We start from the raw sequence: 21,358 nt of genomic DNA on the forward strand, positions 1-21,358 counted from the left end.
ATAACAAAACTTTGGAAAGAAATAGTTTACCCTAGCGGGATTCATATTTCTCAAGTAAAATGTTATACACCAAAAGGAACTTACATTGAATATAGAGTATAAATTAAATCCAAGCCTAACAGAAAATGAATTTATAGATATTCTTAATCGTTCAACTTTAGGCGAAAGAAGACCTATTGATGACAAAGAGTGCATTAATGGCATGATAAAGCATGCAGATATTATTGTTATAGCAACCGAGAATGAAAAAATAGTTGGTGTAGCTAGGTCAGTAACTGACTTTAACTACTGTTGCTATTTATCTGATTTAGCGGTAGATAAAGAATATCAGGCACAAGGCATTGGTAAGAAACTTATAGATATGACACAAAAACAACTGGGTGAAAAATGTAAAATTATTTTACTATCTGCACCAAGCGCAACAGAGTATTATCCAAAAGTAGGATTTACACAACACGCTTCAGCTTGGACTCTTGCGAGAGATAAAAAGATAGTATAAACAGATGTGTTGCTTGTTCTCATCGTCCTCAATGGAAATGTATATAACCAACACTAACAATATGGAAGTTAGAAAAATTGACATCCTAAAAATATTAAGATAAAATGACAATATCTTGTCAATTAGGAGTTTTAATATGCAAGCAGTATTTTATTCACAAGCTAGAAACAATTTAAGAGATCTTATCAACAAAGTTTGTGATGATTTTGATGAGTATATCATCACAACAAAAGATGACAAATCAGCGGTTTTGATCTCTTACGAGGAGTATAGTTCTATGAAAGAGACCATGTATCTGCTCTCATCCAAAAACAATAGAGATAGACTAAATGAATCCATGGATCAAATTGAGAATTTAAAATTTTCAAAAAGAGAAATTGAGTTATGATTATTGGATTTTCTGATAATACATGGGAAGATTATCAGTTTTGGGTGCAAAATGACAAAAAAATAGTAAAAAGAATCAATCTGCTTATAGAGGATATAAAAAGAAATCCGATTGACTCAAATGGATTAGGTAAACCTGAGAGACTAAAAGAAAACTATCAAGGATATATTTCTAGAAGAATAACCGCAGAACATAGGCTGGTTTATAAAATAATTGACGATTTGCTTGTGATTGCGCAATGCAAATTTCATTACTAACTAACTACTAGCAATAATTTACACAAAACGAAATCCAAACAAACTTACTAAAAGATATAATGAGACTTGATGATTAGGTACAAATATACAATATAGTTTCAACTATTTTAGACACAGGCAAAATTTATAGCACTTAGTTTTTAGGTCTAAAAGCTTTTATAACTTCCTCGTTAGTTTCAATATATGGTCCCTCAATCAAGTCGATACAGTAAGGAACTGCTGGGAAGACTGCATCTAGACACTCTCTTATTGATTTTGGTTTTCCCGGTAGGTTTATGATTAGGCTTTTGCCTCTTATGCCTGCGCTTTGGCGAGATAGGATTGCTGTTGGTACATACTTAAGACTCACCTGACGCATTAGTTCACCAAATCCCGGCATCATCTTCTCGCATACATTCTCAGTTGCTTCTGGAGTTACATCTCTTAGGGCTGGACCTGTTCCGCCTGTTGTAACGACCAAACAGCACTCCTCTTTATCGCAAAGTTCTATCATTGTAGATTCTAAAATATCTTGCTCATCAGGGATGCATCTGTAAACTATCTCAAACTCACTTTTTAGATAATCTTTCATAGTATCTTGAATCGCTACTCCTGAAATATCCTCATATATGCCTTTGCTTGCTCTATCACTTGCCGTTATTACGCCTATCTTAATCTTGCTCAATATAATATCTCCTAATTCGTTTGTAAAAAATGGTTTGCATTTTTAATATATGTCACAGTTGCTACTTCTAAGAAAAACTCTCTTGCTCCAACGACATCTATGATTTTATCTTCACCGCCAAGATAAACTTCTAGTTTTATACCTTTACTAACCAAAAAATGTAGCTCTTTTGCATCCCACACATAATCTAGTAACTCTTCAAGTTCATCCAAGCTTGCATCATAATGCTCCAAATCTCTCTTTGGGTATGGATAAAAAGCAACTTTTACAAACTCCTCCAAATAGCTTTTTTTATCTTTAATAAAGCCCAAAATCTGGGTTTTTTTGAACTCTCTACTTTTGGTTTGAAAAAATATTGGGGAAAACAGTTGCAGAGTATCTACTCTTTTGGAGTTCTCTAACTGCTCTTTAGCGTATTTTAGTGCTTTGGTAGCTCCATAGCTAAATCCGCAAACACTGTAATCTGAACTATTTATATACTCCTTGAAGAAGTGCTCATCATTTTTTAGAGAAAATCCACTATAAAACTTCATCTATCAACCCTCTAACTGCCGATTTTGTTATGCTTTCCCTCTCATAAAGAATATTCTCAACTTGTCTCATAACCAAAAGCATAGAACTAAGAAAAACTCTTGTCTCTTCATATAACCTACTCATCAAAACCTCTGCTTCACCATTTTTAGAGATAAGCGTTGCTCCCATGCCATACTCTTTGAGCATTTTATGGACTATCTCTTTTGCTTCATCCAAATCATCTTTGGCACTGCTTACATGCTCTTTAAATTTTATATCACAAGCTACTAAACCAGCTAAGAGCATCTTTACTCTTGATTCTAGTTCATGCTCAATCAATGGCTCATCAGTTGCTGGGGTAAGTTTCTCGCTTGATAGCATCAATTTCTCAAATGGCAAGTCGAAGTAAGTAGCGCAGATAACTTTTCCAGATTGGTAAGTTATGCGATACTCTTTTTGCTTTTCACTTAAAATCTGGAGTTTTTTCTTTCCAAACATTACCTTATCTTTGACTTGATGAAAATGCTCTAATGTAACTTGAAAATTTTGCTCTCTGATTGAAAGGAGTGCTGCTTCATTTACCAGTGCCGCCAATGATGCGCCGTTAAAACCGACTGTCATATTTGCCAATATTTTTAAATCTACATTGTTTGGTATTTTACTTAGATATTTAGAGAGGATTGACTCCCTCTCTTTCTTTGTTGGAAGTTCTACAAAAACTCTTCTATCAAATCGTCCAGCTCTAAGAAGTGCCGAATCTAGGACATCTATCTTGTTTGTAGCTGCGACAACAATTACACCGCTAGAACTCTCAAAACCATCCATCTCTGTAAGAAGTTGGTTTAGAGTGGCTTCTCTCTCATCATTTCTCTGTCCATCTCTTTTTTTACCAACAGCATCTATCTCATCTATAAATATAATAGCAGGAGAGTTGTTTTTGGCAGCTGTAAAAAGGTCATGAACTCTCTTTGCTCCCATCCCAACATAAATCTGGACAAAAGATGCACCACTTTGATAGTAAAACGGTACACCTGCCTCGTGTGCCACAGCTTTTGCTATCATAGTTTTTCCAACCCCCGGAGGACCAACCAAAAGAACACCACGAGGCATTCTAGCACCAAAACTTTTATATCGTTTTGGATTTTTCATAAAGTCTATAATCTCTTCAAGTTCTGCTTTTACATCACTTATGCCACCAATATCGCCAAAGGATACATCACTCTTGATTGATTCAATTACAGATGATGATTCCAGCATTGATTTTGCTGAATTTTGTTCTGTCTTAGTACCTATGGAGTAGTTGCTTCTTTGAAACCATCTAAAAATAAGAGAGCCGATGCCCAAAAACAAAACTAAAAAGAGAAGATAAACAATGATGCTTGGACCACTTTGCACTTCTACTTCATAATCTACAAACATTTTTGGGGTGACTTGTGAAGAAGCAATTTTATATAGTTCGCTGTCTGTTTTAAGATATACATACTCTTTAGATACTATCACTTTTTTCACTTTGTGATTTTCTAAAATATCAGTTGCATTATTAAGTGTTATTGGATCTGCGCTATCTCTTAACATTGCAAATAAAATCAAGATGATTATCAAAAAAGCAGATGTATAGAGTGCAATTCTGTTTGATTTAGACTCTAGCATAGTTGGCATCCTCTCTTGCGTCATACTTTGTGATATTTATCCAGTTTCCAACCAAATCTTCATCGGACTCAATAATTATCTTATTAAAATGCTGGTCGTATCCTACAAACAAACCATCTTTTTCACTCTCAACCAAAACATCAAGTTCCCCGCTAAAACTCTTTCTAAACTCAAGATTTTTTGATACAACCAGTGTTTCAAGCTCATGAAGTCTCTCTTTTGCGATATTTCCACTTACCTCTGGTTTCATGGTTGCTGCTGGTGTCCCATCTCTTTTTGAGTAGGTAAATGCGTGAAGATGGGTTAGTGGCAAATCCTTAGCATTTCTCATAGCCTCTGCCCAAAGCTCTTGGCTCTCTCCTGGATGCCCTGTGATAAAATCAGTTCCTATCGCAAACCCTTTTTCTGCCAAGAGCTCAAACAGCTCTCTATCTTTTTTATAAATATTTCGTCTATTCATATACTTTAACATCTGAGGAGAGGTGTGTTGAAGTGCAATATGCAGGTGTTTTTCAAGCCAAGGTTCACTCAAAATCTCTTTAAATTCATCGCTCATCTGAACAGGTTCCACACTCCCAAGTCTAATGCGTCTAACACCTCTAATCTGTGAGATTCTTTTCATAAGAGATGCTATAGAACTATCTGTTTTTTGTCCGTAGCTTCCAACATTTGTACCCGTCAAGATAAACTCTCCAAAGCCATTTCCTGCAAGCTTTGTGATCTGCTCTAAAATTCTGCTCTCTGGCATACTTCTGGCATCTCCACGAACCGATGGGATTATGCAGTATGAACAGCGAAAGTCACAACCCTCTTGAATCTTTATAAACGCCCTGCTCTTGCCGATAAAATCATCAACAACAGCTTCATCTATGTAGTTTAAATCGCCAAGCTCATAAAATGGCTCTTCTCTTTTTAACATCTCATCTATTTTTAGCTTTTCACTTTGACCAAATACGCCTGAAACTCTGCCTTGTTCTAAGAGTTTTTCACCCTTTGTATGCGCTCCACAACCTGTTAAAAATATTTTAGCCCCGCCATTTTTTTCTACTTGCGAGATATATGAGCGAACATGGGAGTCGGCACCGTTTGTAACGGTGCAAGAGTTTACAACAACAACATCTGCTTCGTTTTCATCTTCTGTAATGTCATAATCTTTTAAAGCGCCCATCATAACTTGCGAGTCATAAAGGTTTGTTCTACAGCCGAATGTTTTAAAATATACTTTTTGCTTCACTGAACATCTCCGAATTCTGTAAAAAGTGCTCTTGTCTCAGAACCTTCAATATTGATTTTTTGAGTAGGATAAGCAATTATAATGTCATCTTCTTTGTTAAAAGCATCAATAATTTCAGTAGATATAGTGCTTCTTAACACTAATGTACCGTAAGCATTAGTCAAATACCAAGAGTCAATAGATATACCGTTTGGCTCTATAAAAGAGAATATTCTAGGCTCCACATTTGTATTTTTAAGACTATATTCACTTCTCAATTTACCCAACTGCTTTCTAGTTATATCAGTATAGCCCTTGGCATATTTTTTTGTTATTTCTCTACAAAGATGCATGGCTTTTTTATGATTTGAATCAAATGTTATGGTTATTTGAACACCATCCCAAACAGTTTTTAAAGAACCGTGTGTGTAATTTGCAACCATTCTAGTGAATATGTAATTATTTGGTACAAATATAATTCTTCCGGCTCTTCTGTTTTTCATAATAGAAGTTAAAGTAACATCTTCTAGTATAGTCATGCGAAGAAGCGAAATATCCATAACATCCCCTATATACTGCATACCATCCATATCCACACGGATTCTGTCTCCAACGCGAATACTACCGCCAAACACTATTACAAGCCATCCCAATATGCTCATAAACCAATCTTTCATGGCAATAGCGATACCAGCAGATGCAAATCCAAGTATTGTTACTAGATATCCTGCATTCTCAATATAACTAAAAAACACAATTAAAATTATCAGAGTAAAATTTATAAAAGTAATGACTTTGTTGGCCATATAAAATCTATCATTATCGGTGATATATTTTTTTATGAAGAGCTTAAGAAGAAAAAATATAACAAATATTACTAGAACAGTTATTCCTATTTTTACAAGCTTGATTATCTGTGCATCTATGCTTTTATCAACTTCTATCTCTACAATATCAAGCCTCTGTCTGTAGACCTCAGAAGCGACAACCATTGTATCTATGGCAATTTCAAACTGTTCAAGTTGCTTATTTTTATTTTTAATATCGCTTAAAAATTTATTTTCTGGGTCTAACTTCTCTATCTCTTTGTATATTTGCATTTCTGATTTTAAAAGAGCGATAATTTCACTAAGCTCTTTCTTTTTTAATTCATAGTCATCAAAATTCTTTTCTAGTGCCTTAATGTGAGATATACCGGTAAATATATCAATTGGATTGGTTATTGGCTGTGCTTTTTCTATGATTGGCGGAGTTAGTAGATTTGAAAATGGAGAGCCATCTTTCTTTTTTAACTCGCTTGTTTGTGATATCAAAATACTTCTTTTTGAAACAAGTGTATTTAACTCATCAATCTCATCTAGTGATTTATCTGGTTTTCTTTGAAGATAGCTGATTTTTTCTTTTACTTTTTCTAAATTTTTGGAAACTTCCAATGATGTAAGGTATGAGTCACGACTCTTTATCCAAACACTATTTTTGTTAGCTATTTTTGCCTCAATTGTTTTTAAATCAGACAAATATAAGGAAACATTTTCTTTTTTAAAGTTCTCTTTTTCTAACTCTTTTTGCTCTTTTGTGAGCTCTATTGTTTTTTGTTTACTGCCTGAATCAAATTGTTTAATGGTGGCTGAAAAAAGCAATGTGGAAGCAATCAGCAATAAAAACAGTGTTCTATTCATCTATCTATCTCCAAATCTATTCAAAACAGAAACAACAGTGCTAGCATCAATCTTGTCAGTTATAACAACATCACCTATTCCACGAGGCAAAATAAAAGTTACCGATGAATCAGAGCTTTTTTTATCCAAAGAGAAAAGCTCATAAAAAGCATCTGCATCTTTAATCTCGTAAGACACCGGCAGTGCATATTTTTCCAAAAGCACCTTAACTCTGGATGCTTCTTCGGCGTTCATGAGTCCGACTTCAACAGCTAGTTCATTTGCCATCACCATGCCAATAGCCACCGCTTCACCATGTAAAAATTCTTTATATGCAGTCTCATTTTCTATAACATGACCGAAAGTATGCCCATAATTAAGAGCAGCTCTTAGCCCATGCTCTTTCTCATCTTGCGCCACAACACTAGCTTTTGTTTGTACGGCTTGTTTTATTACATCAACTAAAATCTCTTTATCATCAAGATTTGCGCCCTCTAAAAATTTAAAAAAAACTTCATTAAAAGTAACTGCCATTTTGACTATTTCAGCAAAACCAGCACCAAACTCTCTTTTTGGTAGAGTCGTTAAAAAATATGGGTCGATATAGACCGCTTTTGGTTGATGAAAAGAGCCAATAAGATTTTTCCCAAAGGCATTATTCATGCCAGTTTTGCCACCAACGCTTGCATCTACTTGAGAGAGAAGCGTTGTTGGAATCTGAATAAAATCAATCCCTCTTTGATAGATGCTAGCAGCGTATCCCGTCATATCACCAATAACACCGCCACCAAAGGCAATCAACATAGATTTACGGTTAAATCTATGTTCAAACAAAGAGTTTAAAATCTCATCTATACTCTCTTGATTTTTATACTCTTCGCCATCCTTTAAAGTTATGACATGAAGCTCTTTTGCACTAATTTTTGAAAGAAGATACCCTAAGTGAAGTTTAGAGATAGTGGAGTTTGTAACAATAGCTACTTTTTTATCAAAATGAAGCTTTGGAAGTGTGTCGATTGTAATGTCATACGAATCATCAACAATCTTTTTAAGAGCGATATTTACTTGCATTTTTTATCCATAAATAATTTATATAATCTCGTAGATGATACTTAAAAAATACTAATAAATCGCTAATAAAGTGCCAAATCAAGAATCTGATATAGACAAAAATTAAAAAACTATTTTAAATTTTTAAAGAGTGCTTATTTTTCTTTAGTTTTTTTAGCTGTTTTTTGCGTCTCTTTAGGGTGGCGCGGTTTCATTTTTCTATCTTTAGTGGAGCTTTCTATTTTATCTGGGTATAGATAAAAATCTCTATACCTATGACACTCTTAGCTATTACGCTTCAGATAAATTACCCCAAGCGGAGGTAGAGTTAGCGAGATGGAAAGCTCTCTTCCCATGGCTGATTCTCTGGTTGCTTGAACTGGTTTAGTGTTTCCAATGTTCCACCCATCATAAGCAGTGGATTGAGAGTTAAATATCTCTTCGTATTCTCCCTCATGGGGAACACCTAAAAGATAACCATCTCGCGTTATATCAGAGAAATTACAAACAACATAAATAGTCTCAAGGGGATTATCACTTTTGCGCATAAAGCTGATACAGTTGTGGCTGTAGTCTCTATCATCAATCCACTCAAACCCCTCTCGTTTCTCATCATATAGATGTAAAGCTCGCTCAAGGCGATACAGTTGGTTTAGAGAACTAACCATTTTTTGCAAACCACTGTGCAGAGGGTACTCAAGCAGATGCCAATCAAGTGAGCGCTCAAAATTCCACTCTGCAAACTGGGCAATTTCGCCTCCCATAAAGAGCAATTTTTTTCCAGGATGAGCCATCATGTAAGCATACAAAGAGCGTAAATTGGCAAATTTCTGGTTGTTGTCGCCTGGCATCTTGTTAATCAAAGAGCCTTTCATGTGGACAACTTCATCATGACTAAGCGGCAGCATAAAGTTTTCATCAAATCCATACCACATACTAAATGTGAGCTGATGATGATGATGCGATCGGTAGATTGGGTCATAACTCATATATTTTAGTGAGTCATGCATCCAGCCCATATTCCACTTAAATCCAAATCCCAATCCTCCAACGCTAACAGGACGAGTTACCATCGGAAAAGCAGTTGATTCCTCAGCAATCATCACAATGTCACAAAATTCACCATAGATGAGCGTGTTTAGCTTTTTTAAAAATTCTATGGCTTCAAGATTTTTATTTCCGCCATGTTTATTTGGTATCCACTCTCCCTCTTTGCGCGCATAATCAAGATGGAGCATAGATGCAACTCCATCAACGCGAATCCCATCAATGTGATATTTATCACACCAAAACATTGCGGAACTTAGCAAGAATGACTGCACTTCATTTCGTCCATAGTTAAAGATGATGCTACCCCACTCAGGATGAAAACCTTGACGCGGATCGTCATGTTCATAAAGTGCCGTTCCATCAAAGTTTATAAGTCCATGCATATCAACCGCAAAATGTGAAGGCACCCAATCCATAATAACGCCAATGCCATTTTGATGAAGAGTATCAATCAAAAACATAAGATCATTTGGAGTTCCAAAACGCGCTGTTGCTGAGAAATATCCAACAACTTGATATCCCCATGAGCCATCATACGGAAATTCCGTGAGTGGCATAAACTCAACATGAGTATAATTCATCATCTTAAGATATTCTACAAGCTCATTTGCCAGCTCAAAATAAGTTAAAGAGCGATTATCCTCCTCCACCTTTCTTCGCCACGAGCCTAGATGTATCTCATAAACAGTGATTGGTGCGTCATGTGCATTTTTCTTAAATCTATTTGCCATCCACTCGCCATCGTTCCAAACATTTTTATCAATATTCCAAACTTTAGATGCTGATTTTGCTGGCACTTCTGCATAGAATCCAAAAGGATCGCTCTTATCATGGATGATATTATGAAATTTTGAGACAATGTGATATTTGTAGGTAACTCCCATTGTAACACCAAGAACAAACCCTTCCCAAATCCCAGAATCATCGCTCCTAAGAGCCAAAGGGTGTGTTGTTGTGCTGTAGTGGTTAAAATCGCCACGAACACTTACAGACGCCGCATTTGGAGCCCACACTGCAAAATGAACTCCCATCTCTGCATCACGCTCCATTGGGTGAGCCCCAAATTTGTTGTAAAGTTTAGTGTGATTACCTTGTTTAAATAGGTAAATATCCATCTCGCTAAGCAGAGATATATCGTGATATATAGGGTGATTATACATGTCCTTTTCTCCCTTTTGCAATCTTATAGTAAAGTGCTTCATACTCTTTAGCTGCAGCAATCCAGTCAAAGCGTGCGGACATAGCATTTTTACGCAAATTATCAAATCCTACTTTATCGTTATAGTAGGTATAAACAGCCCAGCCAATTGTATTAAAAAGAGCCTCTGGCGTAGCATCGGTAAACTTAAATCCGTTGCCGTACTTTGAATCGTTGTGGTAACTCTCAATCGTATCATCTAAGCCACCAGTTGCGCGAACAATGGGAAGTGTTCCATAGCGAAGGCTATAGATTTGGTTTAATCCACATGGTTCAAAAAGTGAAGGCATCAAAAAGAGGTCACTTCCAGCTTCTATTTTGTGTGCTAAATCATTTCTGTATCCAATGTAACAACTAAATTTTTCGGGATATTTAAACGCAATTTCTCCAAAAAAGTGCTCAGCCCACTTCTCTCCTGCACCTAGCATCACAATCTGAATATCCATCTCTAAAATTTTGTAAATAGCAGATGCAAGCAGGTGGATTCCTTTTTGCTCAACTAACCTGCCAACAAATCCAATCAGAGGGACATCTCCTCTTTGGGGAAGGTTAAAACTCGCCTGAATATCCGCTTTACAGATAGCCTTTGGACTCATATTCTTAGTATCAAATTTTTTGGCAATAAATGAGTCAAGTGAAGGATTCCACTCATCATAATCTACGCCATTAAGTATCCCATGAAGTTTATATGAGTATGAGTCAATCAACCCATTAAGCCCCCAACCAAACTCGTTTGAGCGAATCTCCTGCGCATATTTTTGACTTACTGTACTCACTGCATCTGCGTGAACGATACCACCTTTAAGAAGATTTACGCTGTCATGCTCTTGCATTTCATAAAAGTGATTCCAGCCGATTCCCATAACATCCATCACTCCTTTGTAAAACTTCCCTTGATGTTGGAGGTTGTGGATACTCAAAAGAGAGCCTGTGTAGGCGAAATTACTATCAAACGCGTAAATTGTGTTTAGTAGCATTGGTATAGTTGCGGTATGCCAATCATTTGCGTGAATCACATCTGGATGAAACTCAAGCTTTTTTGCCAACTGCATCACGGCACGCGAGAAGAAGATAAACCTATTATCATTGTCATCATATCCATTTACACCATCATCATACAGACCACTGCGACCAAAAAAATCTTCGTACTCAATAAAATATACAGGGACCGCACTATCAGGCAAAACTCCCTCATAGACCAAAGCCCAAATTTCGCCCATAATTCCCATAGGAACTCCAAGGGCACCTACTAATGGTTTTAACTTATACTTCTTGATATCTACAACATAATAACGAGGCATAACCACTCGCACATCATGTCCAAGAGAGTGGAGCGCTTTAGGAAGTGCGCCAACCACATCAGCCAAACCGCCAGTTTTGGCAAAAGGAACAACCTCTGAGGCTGCTATGAGTATCTTTAATTTATTCATAAATTTTTCCTAATAATTTTGCACCCTCAAGTGATGCATTTTCTAAAAAACTCTGTTCGATGCGAAGTGATTCTAGGGATGGACCTAGCGCATAATTTTTTATATTTTCTTTTATAAAGTCAATTAGATAAGAATTTTGAGCTATAACACCTCCACCTAAAACAACTATTTCTGGATTAGAGATGGTTATTAGCGTTCCAATGGCATAAAGTAGTCCCTGCTCAAAATTCTCTGCAACTTGGCGTTCTTCTTTGATTTGTGAATTTTTAAGCTCCGTAAGATTTGAAAGTTTATTGCTCCCATAATAGTTTAGCCATTTAGCCATAGCAGAGCCAGATGAGTAGAGTTCAATGCAGTTATTTCGTCCACATCCACAAAAAAATGGAGCTTTCCTATAGGGAATGTGCCCTATTTCGTAAGAGATATTTCTACTTCCTCGTACTAATTTTTTGTTATCTATAACTGCTGAACCGATGCCAGTTCCTACAAACAACAGAGCGATATTATCTGATTTCCAATACTCCGCTTCTGCAAAAATAGCACAGTTGAGGTCGTTGTCAATCTTAAGCTCAACGCCATAGCGCTCTTTTACACGGTGCATAATCTCATATTCATCAATATGAATATTTGGAGCAGCAATAATAACCCCACCATCTACCTGCCCAGCGTACGAAATCCCAATAAATTCAATATCATTATGAGCCATAATTATAGTGTCAATATACTGCATTAACCCTGTAGAATCAGTTTTGATTTTCTCCTGCAAAACCACTCCGTCACTATAGATTTCGCTTCGCAGATAGGTGCCACCAACATCTATAAAAAGTTTTTTCATTTTAGAAGTTTCTCATAAAGATCGCTATAAATTTTCGCGCTTTTCGTCCAAGAAAAATCACATTTCATATTGTGATTGGCAATCTCTTCAAAGAGTTTTTTATCACTGTAAAGATCAAGTGCTTTTTGAACTGCCCCTACAAAAGAACGAGATTTTGGGGTGTTAAACAGCACTCCATATCCATACGAGCTCGCAGCATCATAACCATCAAAACGCTTTACAGTATCCGCCAATCCTCCAACATGGTGGACGATTGGGATAGACCCATAAGCAAAAGCAATCATTTGATTTAAACCACACGGCTCAAAAAGTGATGGCATCAGTAAAAAGTCACTTGCGGCGTACATCTGATGTGCAAATGCTTCATCATACTTAATCGTTAAATGTATATTTTTATGGCGCTGAGAGAGAAGCGTTAGCTCTTCATGAAAGTGATTTGCACCTTCCCCTAAAAGTGCGATATTGCAATCCATATGGGCAATTTTATCAAGAGATTCAATCAACAAATCCATCCCTTTTTGCTCAGCAAAACGACCAATAAACACAAAAAGTGGTTTTGTCACTCCTTTGAGTTTAATGTGCTTTAAAAAGGCACTCTTAGATACTCGTTTGCCTTTTACGCTATTATAGGTAGCAACTAAAGCCGTGTCACTAACAGGGGAAAAATGCTCTGCATCAATGCCATTGAGTATGCCTCTTAGTTTATAAGAATGAAGTTCTAAAAAACCCTCCAGTCCACATCCATATTTATGAGATAAAATCTCCTTTGCATAAGTAGGACTGACTGTTGTAACGCTTTGTGCGTAAGCGATTCCAGCTTTTATGAAATTCACTTTATTATAAAACTCAAGAGCATCCATCGTAAAATATCGCTCATCTATTCCGATGAATTTTAAAACAGAGTGCTCAAACACCCCTTGATAGGCTAGATTATGAATAGTGAAGATAGTTTTAGTTGAAATCAAACTCTCTTCATTTACTAGCAGAGCAACCAATGCGCTCTGCCAATCATTTAGATGGACAATATCATAATGTTCACCTTTTAGCAACAGCATAATTGCCCAAGAAAAAAGCCCAAAACGGATAGCATTGTCCTCGTAACCAGCCTCATGCGTTCCATATAAAAACTCTCTATCACACAAACAAGGAGTGTAGATAAAAAGATACTTAATTCCCTCAAATGTACAGCTATGAAATTGCAGTGGGTAAGAAACTCCTCCCATAAGCAGATCAAAAGGCTTCCCCCAAGGAGAGATGTTGTATTTTTCTTTATCAATAGAGCGATAAAGGGGCATCACAACTTCGACATTATAGATAGCATTTAGAGCACGCGGTAAGCTATGCGACACATCAGCTAATCCTCCAGTTTTTGCAAAAGGATATACTTCACTCGATACAAACAATATGCGTCTAGACATCTTCTTCTCCTCTTAAAAGTTTAGCTGCGAATTCTGGCTCTACTGGATTAATCATCATCTGTGTGCCAACTTCAAACCCACCTAGTCGGTAGATACGCGGCATAATACGAATCATTAGTCGATATGGCTCAGATGATGGAGCATCTACTCCAAGTGGAGGAGTAGAGATCCAAAGGTTAAATGGGACATCTCCATGTATGTTTTTCATCTTTTGTATTATGGAAAAAAGAAGTGTGACTAGCTCATTAATATGAACATCATTAATAGTATCTATTTGACCAATATTTTTTTTCGAACTTATGATGACTTCAAACGGGTAACTGCTTGCATAGGGGCAGAATGCACTAAACTCTCCATAGCTCTCAACCATTCGAACTTTTGCCTCTTCTTCATTTAGGATTATCGACTCCATAAGTGTTTGTGAATTTTTCTCAAAATATTCACAACAGCGTACATTCATCTCATGTTGAATTTTTGGGATAATAGGCAGAGCAATCAACTGTGTGTGAGAGTGACTCATAGTTGAGCCAGCATTTGCGCCCTCGTTTTTAAATAGTGAGATAAAGACAAGTCTATGGTCACGGCGCAAATCCTCAACACGACTACGCAGAGTTTTCAACCAAACAACCATCTCCCAAAGGCTCCACTCACTCATAGATATTTTATGAGAAGGCGTGTCAATAATTATCTCATGCGCACCAAATCCATCCCAATGCACAAAATTTCCATCATATTTTTGATATGGAGCCTCTATCTCTACGGCTTTATATAGATTTGGAATGACACGAGTATACCAATCTCTATGATTTGCCATAGATTCAGGATTACGCATAGCGAATATCTCTTTTGGTGTAAAAGCTTCATTTCCCTCACAAAACGGACATAGTCTGTCATTTTCAGCTTGTGTTTTAATTGTGGCAAAATCTGGACGGCGAAGTCTCTGTGGAGCCATAATGACATAAGTGTCGTGCAGTTGATTATAGCGAATTTCAGACATGGGCTATCTCTAATGCACCGTTAAGCTCAACTGTTGTCTCAAAGTCAAATACCAAAGCTATACTAACTCCTTGGATACTAAGATCAAACCCCTGCTCACTTTGAGAGAGTGTTTGGAGTTTAAAGTAGTGAATTTTAAAAGGTTTATCAACCTCAATGGTTATTTTTCTCTTCAAATAGAGGTCTAGGATTTCAAGAGTATTAGTTGATTCTATCGTTAAACTCTCTTGAAGTGCTTCTCCATTGATACAAAGCTGTTCATATTCAGAAAAATGGAAGTTGTGCTCCATTATATAAGTATATTCTCCCTTGGCCTGAGTTTTTAAGTGAAGTGAAAAGTCTATTTTATCTGAGTTAAAAGTAAATTTTTTCTCTAGAGTTGTAGCGGATTTATCGTCTTTATATATGCCGCCATCGCGTTTAAATGTCACACTGTTTTTTGCTTGAGATGACTCATAAGGTTGATTGGCAAAATCACCTAGTTCATTAAAATTACAGTAACGGAAATTTTGTTCATTAAAATACTCATCGCTGATATGGTCAATAAATGAATTTTTGAGATACCAATCGTAAATCAGCGCGTCACGAAATACATCGCTTATTTCAACTGATGAGTGATGGATAGTATTGATTCCATCTTCGTTTTGTGTTGATGGCTCTTTTGGTGCATCAAATAGTTTTTTGTGATATGCCTCTTTCCTGCGCGTAAGAGTGTTTTGATAATTAAAACAGTTTTCTCTGTCATCCAACTCAACCAACTGCCCACCATGAGCAGAGTCAAACCGTACTATTAGTTTTGGTACTACGAATTTGTATTTAGTAAAACCATCTAACTCATTAAAATCACAAAAGAGCCCCTTTTTTTTACCATAACGGATGTTTTCACACTCTATCAAATAACGATAGCTGTTATCACGCAAATTGGGAAGATAGAGCCCTCCAAAAACACCGTGCCACAGAGAGTCATTTGTTTGTAATTTGTAGAGTTGTGTCTGGAAATCTCCACCCTCTTCGTGATATGCAAGAGAGAGTTCAAGCATCCGCTTATGCAGTCGGTTGCTCTCAGGATATTTGACAAAAAAGTTTTTCCAAATCCCGCCTTTTAGAAACTTAACTCCCTCTTTTTCATAGCGCTCAAAACCCATCTCATCTTTAAGCGCCGCAAGAGCAAGTGCATCATCGGCTCTGAGGCTCCACTCTCCCATCTCATAGTACGAAACATTTGGCAAGTAGGCGATTCCACGAGGAGTATTAGATGCAAAATACTCTCCATAGTGGCTTGTTGTAATCATCTCATCAGCTAAAATCGCCTCAACAAATCGCTCTAGCCATTTTTTCTCATAAACCCACTCGTAAGTCCCAGGCCACATTCCAAACTTTTCAGCATCATCAAAAATAATTGCAACAGAGTTGTTTTCGCGATTAAAGGATTTAATTGCATTAATGGCAGTTTCTACATTTAAAAACGGAATCGAATAACGAAGTTTTTTACTAATAGGAAAAAGCCCCATCTCAACTCCGCCCTCTTCGCTCATGTAGTACCCATCAAGCACATCTTCATCAAATCCAGCACACTGAAAATGGTAATCATCCATAACTGTATATCGGATACCAGCTTTAGCGATGTCTGGAATAAGTGAGGATTCCCACACTCGCTCCGTTAGCCATAAACCATGTGGAGTTTGAGAAAAACGCTCCTCTATTGATGCGTTTAGCCGTTCAACCTGACTTACGCGATCTTTTGATGGGATAACACTTAAAATCGGTTCATAATATCCTGCACTAAAAAACTCTATGCTTCCATTTTTTGCTAATGTTGTTATTTGCTCATAAAGTGATGGACGCAACTCTTCTATTTTCTGCATTAACCAACCACTACAGTGAACACTAAAACGAAATGATGGGTAACGACTCATCACATCAAAAAAAGGCTCGTAGCAGGTCTTTATGGCTAGTTCTATTACCCATTCAAAATTATCCACCGGCTGATGCATGTGGATACCAAATAGCAGTGTCGTTTTCATAGCGTGTTCCTAAATAAACCAGTTAGTTGTAAAATAATCATCTAAATTTAGCTCTAAGACTCCAAACCCTGGAAGACTTTGGACTGTTTTTGCCTCATTTAGAAGAAAAATACGCAGATGAATAGACTTTAATCCATCTAAAGAGTCTCGTGAAAGCGAAAATTCAACTCGCCTATTTAGTATAATTGGCTCCACTATAACTGTCTCTTTGCACTCAGCTATCTTCACTTTAATTTGTGGTTCCTTAAACTTACTGAAACTCCCCTCTAACGCAAAATAAATCCTGTTCTTATCAAGACCATAGTACATAATATCAACTGGGCCACGCAGGCGATCCATAGTTGAAAAAGCGTGGCGCTCATCTATCACACCACATCCCATCCACTCAAAAAAGAGTGTCTTTCCTCCACTTAGCGTCGGTGAAATAGCATTGATTGGTTTAATCCAAAAAGGTTTTGGTTTAATGCTTGAGATGATTGGCTCAAACAGTTCTTTTGGGATAGCAATATCTAAAAGTTGATATATACGAATTAGATGATCACGAAAAAGTTTATCAAATTCGATAGAAAAACCAGTGAAATGATCCTCTCCATACCACCAAAACCAATCACTACACTCTGATGCCAATAGATGATAACGAATCTCTTTCATAACTTCATCGCTAATATTTTCTGAGTGCTCTTTCATATCACGATATGCGCCAAATATAAACTCCCAAGCTCGATTTTTTTCAGGATGTCCTGCCCATGTATCAAAAGTACCATGTATCCAACTCCCAGGAGCAAGGGCGTCAAGATGACCTGCTGTTTTTAGAGATGCAACTTCATCCATTGTTAGCGTAGAACACCAAGAGGATGAAGAGAGAGAACCATAGAGGGATTTGAAAAAATTCAATCCATTATTCTCGTAAAATTCCCACGCATTTTCTCCATCAACGATAACACAAACTGTCGGATTAACTTCACTTTGTGCTATTTGCTCAAGTGCATTCATAAATTGTCCGCTCGCCTCATTTGCATCTTTATGACGGTACTCAAAACCAATTTGATCACTTAGTCCATGGTCGCGAAAAGCTATGGCAACATCATTAAATATATATGGCTGATAGTGTGCCGATGGGTCATATCTGTTTAATGATTTGTATAAAATAGCTTCATCTGTTGCTATCCATTTGATGTTATGCTTTTTATAGATTAGAACACTTTTTTCATCAACTGCGCCCTCTGCAGGCCAAAATCCATTTGGATTGCATCCAAAAGTATCTTTATAGAGTACAATTGAGCGCTCAACTTGCTCATTTGCATCTTCTTGTAGTGAGAAAGCTCCACTTGGCAGTGCTGTTGCGCTGTTTGCTAAAGAAGCATTTTGCATATCCAGCAATAGTGGTAATATTGGGTGAAAATATGGGGTTGTTGAGATAGAGATTACTCCCTGTTTTTGAAGTTCGCCATAAAAAGGGAGTATACCTTTAATGAACTCAGCAAGAGATTCGAGCAAAATAGTTTTGTCGGATTGCGTATATCCTTGCTTTTTCTCAAATAACATCTTCACATAAGTATTATGAAGTCGTAGATAGTTCCCACACCATGCCAAAATAAATACCACTTCCAAATCAATAAACTCATCATCACTTAGATTGTTCTTGTAGTAAAGCTCAGCATATCTGCCTATCGGTCGAACCATCGTCTCAAACTGCATAGCACCAATAAGTTTAATTAGCCACCCTCGCTCATTGGCATCTAGCATTGATGGATGTTGTATCCAGAGACTTAAAAAATAGTCATTCTCAATCGGTTTATCATAAAGCTTAATCTGCTCAATAAGTGAGGCGCTAAGGTTAAAAGTTGCTTTAAGCCCTAAATACTCGCTCAGTAGCCACGGCATCTCATAGTAGTCTTTGATTGCATGTAAAAATACCCACGGCATCTTCATCACTCCATCAAGTCCCCTGTAATCTGGCTGATGCATGTGCCAAAAAAAAGAGAGATTAAGAAGCGGCTTTCCCATTATGCCTTCCACTCCTTGATTTTTTCTCTATATTTTTGCATATAATATTCACCTTTTTCATCGTTTACGGCTTGAACAGTGACATTTAGCTTGTCGTTATATTGATCAGGTATCATTAAAATCCAATCATCTTCGTCAAGCCATATTTTAACCCCATTAAGTGTTGATGACCTCTTTCCTTTTGCGTGCTGAAGGAACTTTCGCATCATTTTGCCCTTAAGTGATTGTTGACACTCAAGTTGAATGGTTGTGTAAAAAAACTTTGGCAATGACTTTACAATATCAGAGAGTTTTTGCCCAAGCGTTAAAATCATAGTTAAAATCTTCAATGTTGAGTACATTGAATCACCATGCGCTGAAAATTCAGTAAATGTATAATTCCCATTTTCAGTAGAGACCAAATCATATTTTTTTAGCTCAGATACTTCAAAATTTGAAGATTGTCCATATATGATGATCAAATGCTCAAACCTCATAATATCTGCTGCCCAAGTCGGTAAAAATACACTTTTTTTAGTCCCTAACACTTTAGCTTCCATGTCTAGCAGACTTAGTATTGCATGTAGTGCTGTCTGTTTTGAGAGTGTTACCCCGTTATCACAAACTATATCTAAGCGCTGTCCATGTGGGTATAAAATAAATCCAGCATCAAGATGAAGAGCTCTAACTACAGCTCCCATATCTTCGTATGATCTCTTTAGTAGAGTGTCAATATTTAAAAGTCGTTTATCATCCTCATAGGAGTTAAACATAATGTGTTCAATTCCTAAATCATTTAATATATCAGGGAAAATTTCTGCCGCTAGTCCATGTGTAAGATCAACTGCGATACGACAATCATGACACTTAAATTGCCGCGCTTGCAGTACTGACTCTATTGATTTTCTATACTCTTGATACTCTTTTTTTTGATCAATCTCGTAGATTTGTCCTATTTGTGAGTATTCAACACGACGGAATGTCTCTTTGAAAAATGCTTTTTCAACTTTTTTTGCAACTTCATTGTTTATCCGCAATGCCTCACTGTTATAAAAAGTAATCACAGTGCTAGTAGGGTCATTAATTTTTTGATGGAAGCTAACACCTGCTACATAGTTATCATTAAGGGAGATTCTGCTCTGCATAACAACTGTAAGCATGGCATTACAATCAACAACATTAACACCAGCAGATAGAAGACCACCCAAAAATGCCCGCTTAAGCATTCGCGAGCTTCTACCATGATGGCGCGAAACCAATACCGTAGAACCGAGCGGGAGTTGTGCACCAAACGCTTCGGCTAGTTTTGTTGCCATTTCACATGAGAGTTCAACATTTGATTTTCCAACAACCATGCCATATTCAAAGATTGAATTTTTATATTTACTTCCTAAAATAATACTTCTACCAACGATTGCTGCATCTTCAATTACTTTGCTAGGCCATATCGTTACATCTTTTTCTATTGTAACTAACTCCCCCACCTCACACTCTTCAGCTAAAATTAACCCTGCTCTTGCGGTTACATTTTTCCCAATTTTATTTTTATTGCAGATAACACATCCGTCTAACTTTGCATTTTTACCAATCTCTACATCATCCCAAATAATACAATTTGAAATTTTAGAAGAGTCGCCAATATGAACGCTATTTCCCATAACAACATTGTTAAGTTTTGAACCTTTTTCTATTGTTGCATTTTTTCCAATAAGCACAATTCCAGTAATTTCAACACTTTTATCAATTTGAGTGTTTTCATCATAGAGCAATATACCATCTGGATATTTAATTGCTTTACCACTAAGTTGAAATTTTATCTTTTTGCTAAAGATATCATCATATAAATCACGATAGCTCTCTGGATTTCCAACATCACGCCAATATCCTTGGGCATAACCAGCTATCAAGTCAACACCCTTATGCATCAAAAGCGGAAAAAGATCTTTAGCAAAATCAAAATTTTCATTTTCTGGAATATAGTCTAAAATCTCAGGTTCAATAATATAAATACCGGTGTTTATTGTGTCACTAAACACCTCTCCCCAACTTGGTTTTTCAAGAAATTTTTCAATTTTACCCTCTTCATTGGCGATAACCACACCGAATTCAAGCGGGTTTTCAACGGAGGTAAGTGTGATTGTTAATTTAGAGTTTTTTGCCTTGTGATAATCAAAAATTTCTTGAAAATTAAAATCAGTAACCAAATCGCCACTAATAATTATGAAGCTCTCATCGCCTATATACTCTTGAGCCTTTTTTACTGCACCTGCCGTACCGTAATCACTATCTGGGGTAATATATGTGATATTGATACCAAGCGCGCTTCCATCACCAAAATATTCTTTGATAATCTCTGGTTTAAAATAGAGCAAGATAATAAATTCTTTAACTCCCAAGTCTCTCAAGCTCACAATAGTGTGCTCCATCATTGGACGATTCATAATTGGCAACATTGGTTTAGGTATAGAGTTTGTAAGTGGCTGAATTCGAGTACCAAATCCACCAGCCATAACTACAGCTTTCATCTGT

At 36.8% G+C, this 21,358-nt stretch carries 17 protein-coding genes; 3 read left to right on the plus strand and 14 right to left on the minus strand.

Going from position 1 to position 21,358, the window contains the following annotated elements; translation table 11 throughout:
• Positions 1-85 precede the first annotated feature (85 nt).
• The 3 genes from PHV22_RS03000 to PHV22_RS03010 all read left to right on the plus strand — a co-directional run bounded on the left by PHV22_RS03000 (position 86) and on the right by PHV22_RS03010 (position 1,144).
• The gene (locus PHV22_RS03000; protein WP_295023165.1) at positions 86-499 is read left to right on the plus strand and encodes a GNAT family N-acetyltransferase; all 414 of its coding nucleotides are present in this window, start codon (positions 86-88) and stop codon (positions 497-499) included.
• A gap of 136 nt (positions 500-635) precedes the next feature.
• Entirely contained in the window at positions 636-887 is a 252-nt protein-coding gene (locus tag PHV22_RS03005; protein WP_295023164.1) for a type II toxin-antitoxin system Phd/YefM family antitoxin, read from the plus strand.
• Complete coding sequence (locus tag PHV22_RS03010) at positions 884-1,144, plus strand: Txe/YoeB family addiction module toxin (RefSeq protein WP_295023163.1); 261 nt, start codon at positions 884-886, stop codon at positions 1,142-1,144. Before PHV22_RS03005 ends, PHV22_RS03010 begins: the two co-directional genes overlap by 4 nt.
• Positions 1,145-1,277: 133 nt before the next feature.
• Here PHV22_RS03010 and mog read toward each other — a convergent pair whose 3' ends face one another.
• From mog to PHV22_RS03080, 14 genes are all read right to left on the minus strand, one after another.
• Complete coding sequence (mog, locus tag PHV22_RS03015; protein WP_295023162.1) at positions 1,278-1,808, minus strand: molybdopterin adenylyltransferase; 531 nt, start codon at positions 1,806-1,808, stop codon at positions 1,278-1,280.
• 11 nt (positions 1,809-1,819) lie between these two features.
• A complete protein-coding gene (bioV, locus tag PHV22_RS03020) occupies positions 1,820-2,341 on the minus strand; it encodes a pimelyl-ACP methyl ester esterase BioV (protein WP_295023161.1) in 522 nt (173 codons plus the stop codon).
• Complete coding sequence (locus PHV22_RS03025) at positions 2,328-3,971, minus strand: AAA family ATPase (protein WP_299945675.1); 1,644 nt, start codon at positions 3,969-3,971, stop codon at positions 2,328-2,330. The genes bioV and PHV22_RS03025 overlap by 14 nt, the downstream gene beginning before the upstream one ends.
• On the minus strand, positions 3,958-5,205 hold the full coding sequence (mtaB, locus tag PHV22_RS03030) for a tRNA (N(6)-L-threonylcarbamoyladenosine(37)-C(2))-methylthiotransferase MtaB (RefSeq protein ID WP_295023159.1): 1,248 nt from the start codon (positions 5,203-5,205) through the stop codon (positions 3,958-3,960). The genes PHV22_RS03025 and mtaB overlap by 14 nt, the downstream gene beginning before the upstream one ends.
• A complete protein-coding gene (locus PHV22_RS03035; protein ID WP_295023158.1) occupies positions 5,202-6,863 on the minus strand; it encodes a mechanosensitive ion channel domain-containing protein in 1,662 nt (553 codons plus the stop codon). The genes mtaB and PHV22_RS03035 overlap by 4 nt, the downstream gene beginning before the upstream one ends.
• The gene (gene aroB / locus PHV22_RS03040; protein WP_295023157.1) at positions 6,864-7,913 is read right to left on the minus strand and encodes a 3-dehydroquinate synthase; all 1,050 of its coding nucleotides are present in this window, start codon (positions 7,911-7,913) and stop codon (positions 6,864-6,866) included. It lies immediately after the preceding gene.
• Between the two features lie 263 nt (positions 7,914-8,176).
• The gene (glgB, locus tag PHV22_RS03045; protein ID WP_295023156.1) at positions 8,177-10,102 is read right to left on the minus strand and encodes a 1,4-alpha-glucan branching protein GlgB; all 1,926 of its coding nucleotides are present in this window, start codon (positions 10,100-10,102) and stop codon (positions 8,177-8,179) included.
• The gene (locus PHV22_RS03050) at positions 10,095-11,570 is read right to left on the minus strand and encodes a glycogen synthase (protein ID WP_299945681.1); all 1,476 of its coding nucleotides are present in this window, start codon (positions 11,568-11,570) and stop codon (positions 10,095-10,097) included. The genes glgB and PHV22_RS03050 overlap by 8 nt, the downstream gene beginning before the upstream one ends.
• The gene (locus tag PHV22_RS03055; protein WP_295023154.1) at positions 11,563-12,405 is read right to left on the minus strand and encodes an ROK family protein; all 843 of its coding nucleotides are present in this window, start codon (positions 12,403-12,405) and stop codon (positions 11,563-11,565) included. Before PHV22_RS03055 ends, PHV22_RS03050 begins: the two co-directional genes overlap by 8 nt.
• A complete protein-coding gene (locus PHV22_RS03060; RefSeq protein WP_295023153.1) occupies positions 12,402-13,823 on the minus strand; it encodes a glycogen synthase in 1,422 nt (473 codons plus the stop codon). Before PHV22_RS03060 ends, PHV22_RS03055 begins: the two co-directional genes overlap by 4 nt.
• Positions 13,816-14,820 (minus strand): UTP--glucose-1-phosphate uridylyltransferase, encoded by a 1,005-nt coding sequence (locus PHV22_RS03065; protein WP_295023152.1) that lies wholly within the window; start codon positions 14,818-14,820, stop codon positions 13,816-13,818. Before PHV22_RS03065 ends, PHV22_RS03060 begins: the two co-directional genes overlap by 8 nt.
• Positions 14,813-16,843 (minus strand): alpha-amylase/4-alpha-glucanotransferase domain-containing protein, encoded by a 2,031-nt coding sequence (locus PHV22_RS03070; RefSeq protein WP_299945686.1) that lies wholly within the window; start codon positions 16,841-16,843, stop codon positions 14,813-14,815. Before PHV22_RS03070 ends, PHV22_RS03065 begins: the two co-directional genes overlap by 8 nt.
• Before the next feature lie 9 nt (positions 16,844-16,852).
• Positions 16,853-18,850, minus strand: a complete 1,998-nt coding sequence (locus PHV22_RS03075) for a glycoside hydrolase family 57 protein (RefSeq protein WP_295023150.1) — start codon at positions 18,848-18,850, stop codon at positions 16,853-16,855.
• Entirely contained in the window at positions 18,850-21,354 is a 2,505-nt protein-coding gene (locus PHV22_RS03080) for a sugar phosphate nucleotidyltransferase (RefSeq protein ID WP_295023149.1), read from the minus strand. The genes PHV22_RS03075 and PHV22_RS03080 overlap by 1 nt, the downstream gene beginning before the upstream one ends.
• Positions 21,355-21,358 lie beyond the last annotated feature (4 nt).

Source organism: Sulfurimonas sp. (assembly GCF_028713515.1).
GTDB lineage: Bacteria > Campylobacterota > Campylobacteria > Campylobacterales > Sulfurimonadaceae > Sulfurimonas.

What these genes read in the sequence shown, in the direction of transcription:
- PHV22_RS03070 (WP_299945686.1), bottom strand. Translation starts at nt 16,843, where the DNA reads ATGAAAACGACACTGCTATTTGGTATCCACATGCATCAGCCGGTGGAT.
- PHV22_RS03055 (WP_295023154.1), bottom strand. Translation starts at nt 12,405, where the DNA reads ATGAAAAAACTTTTTATAGATGTTGGTGGCACCTATCTGCGAAGCGAA.
- PHV22_RS03065 (WP_295023152.1), bottom strand. Translation starts at nt 14,820, where the DNA reads ATGTCTGAAATTCGCTATAATCAACTGCACGACACTTATGTCATTATG.
- PHV22_RS03005 (WP_295023164.1), top strand. Translation starts at nt 636, where the DNA reads ATGCAAGCAGTATTTTATTCACAAGCTAGAAACAATTTAAGAGATCTT.
- PHV22_RS03050 (WP_299945681.1), bottom strand. Translation starts at nt 11,570, where the DNA reads ATGAATAAATTAAAGATACTCATAGCAGCCTCAGAGGTTGTTCCTTTT.
- PHV22_RS03010 (WP_295023163.1), top strand. Translation starts at nt 884, where the DNA reads ATGATTATTGGATTTTCTGATAATACATGGGAAGATTATCAGTTTTGG.
- glgB (WP_295023156.1), bottom strand. Translation starts at nt 10,102, where the DNA reads ATGTATAATCACCCTATATATCACGATATATCTCTGCTTAGCGAGATG.
- PHV22_RS03075 (WP_295023150.1), bottom strand. Translation starts at nt 18,850, where the DNA reads ATGGGAAAGCCGCTTCTTAATCTCTCTTTTTTTTGGCACATGCATCAG.
- PHV22_RS03080 (WP_295023149.1), bottom strand. Translation starts at nt 21,354, where the DNA reads ATGAAAGCTGTAGTTATGGCTGGTGGATTTGGTACTCGAATTCAGCCA.
- PHV22_RS03035 (WP_295023158.1), bottom strand. Translation starts at nt 6,863, where the DNA reads ATGAATAGAACACTGTTTTTATTGCTGATTGCTTCCACATTGCTTTTT.
- PHV22_RS03025 (WP_299945675.1), bottom strand. Translation starts at nt 3,971, where the DNA reads ATGCTAGAGTCTAAATCAAACAGAATTGCACTCTATACATCTGCTTTT.
- aroB (WP_295023157.1), bottom strand. Translation starts at nt 7,913, where the DNA reads ATGCAAGTAAATATCGCTCTTAAAAAGATTGTTGATGATTCGTATGAC.
- PHV22_RS03060 (WP_295023153.1), bottom strand. Translation starts at nt 13,823, where the DNA reads ATGTCTAGACGCATATTGTTTGTATCGAGTGAAGTATATCCTTTTGCA.
- bioV (WP_295023161.1), bottom strand. Translation starts at nt 2,341, where the DNA reads ATGAAGTTTTATAGTGGATTTTCTCTAAAAAATGATGAGCACTTCTTC.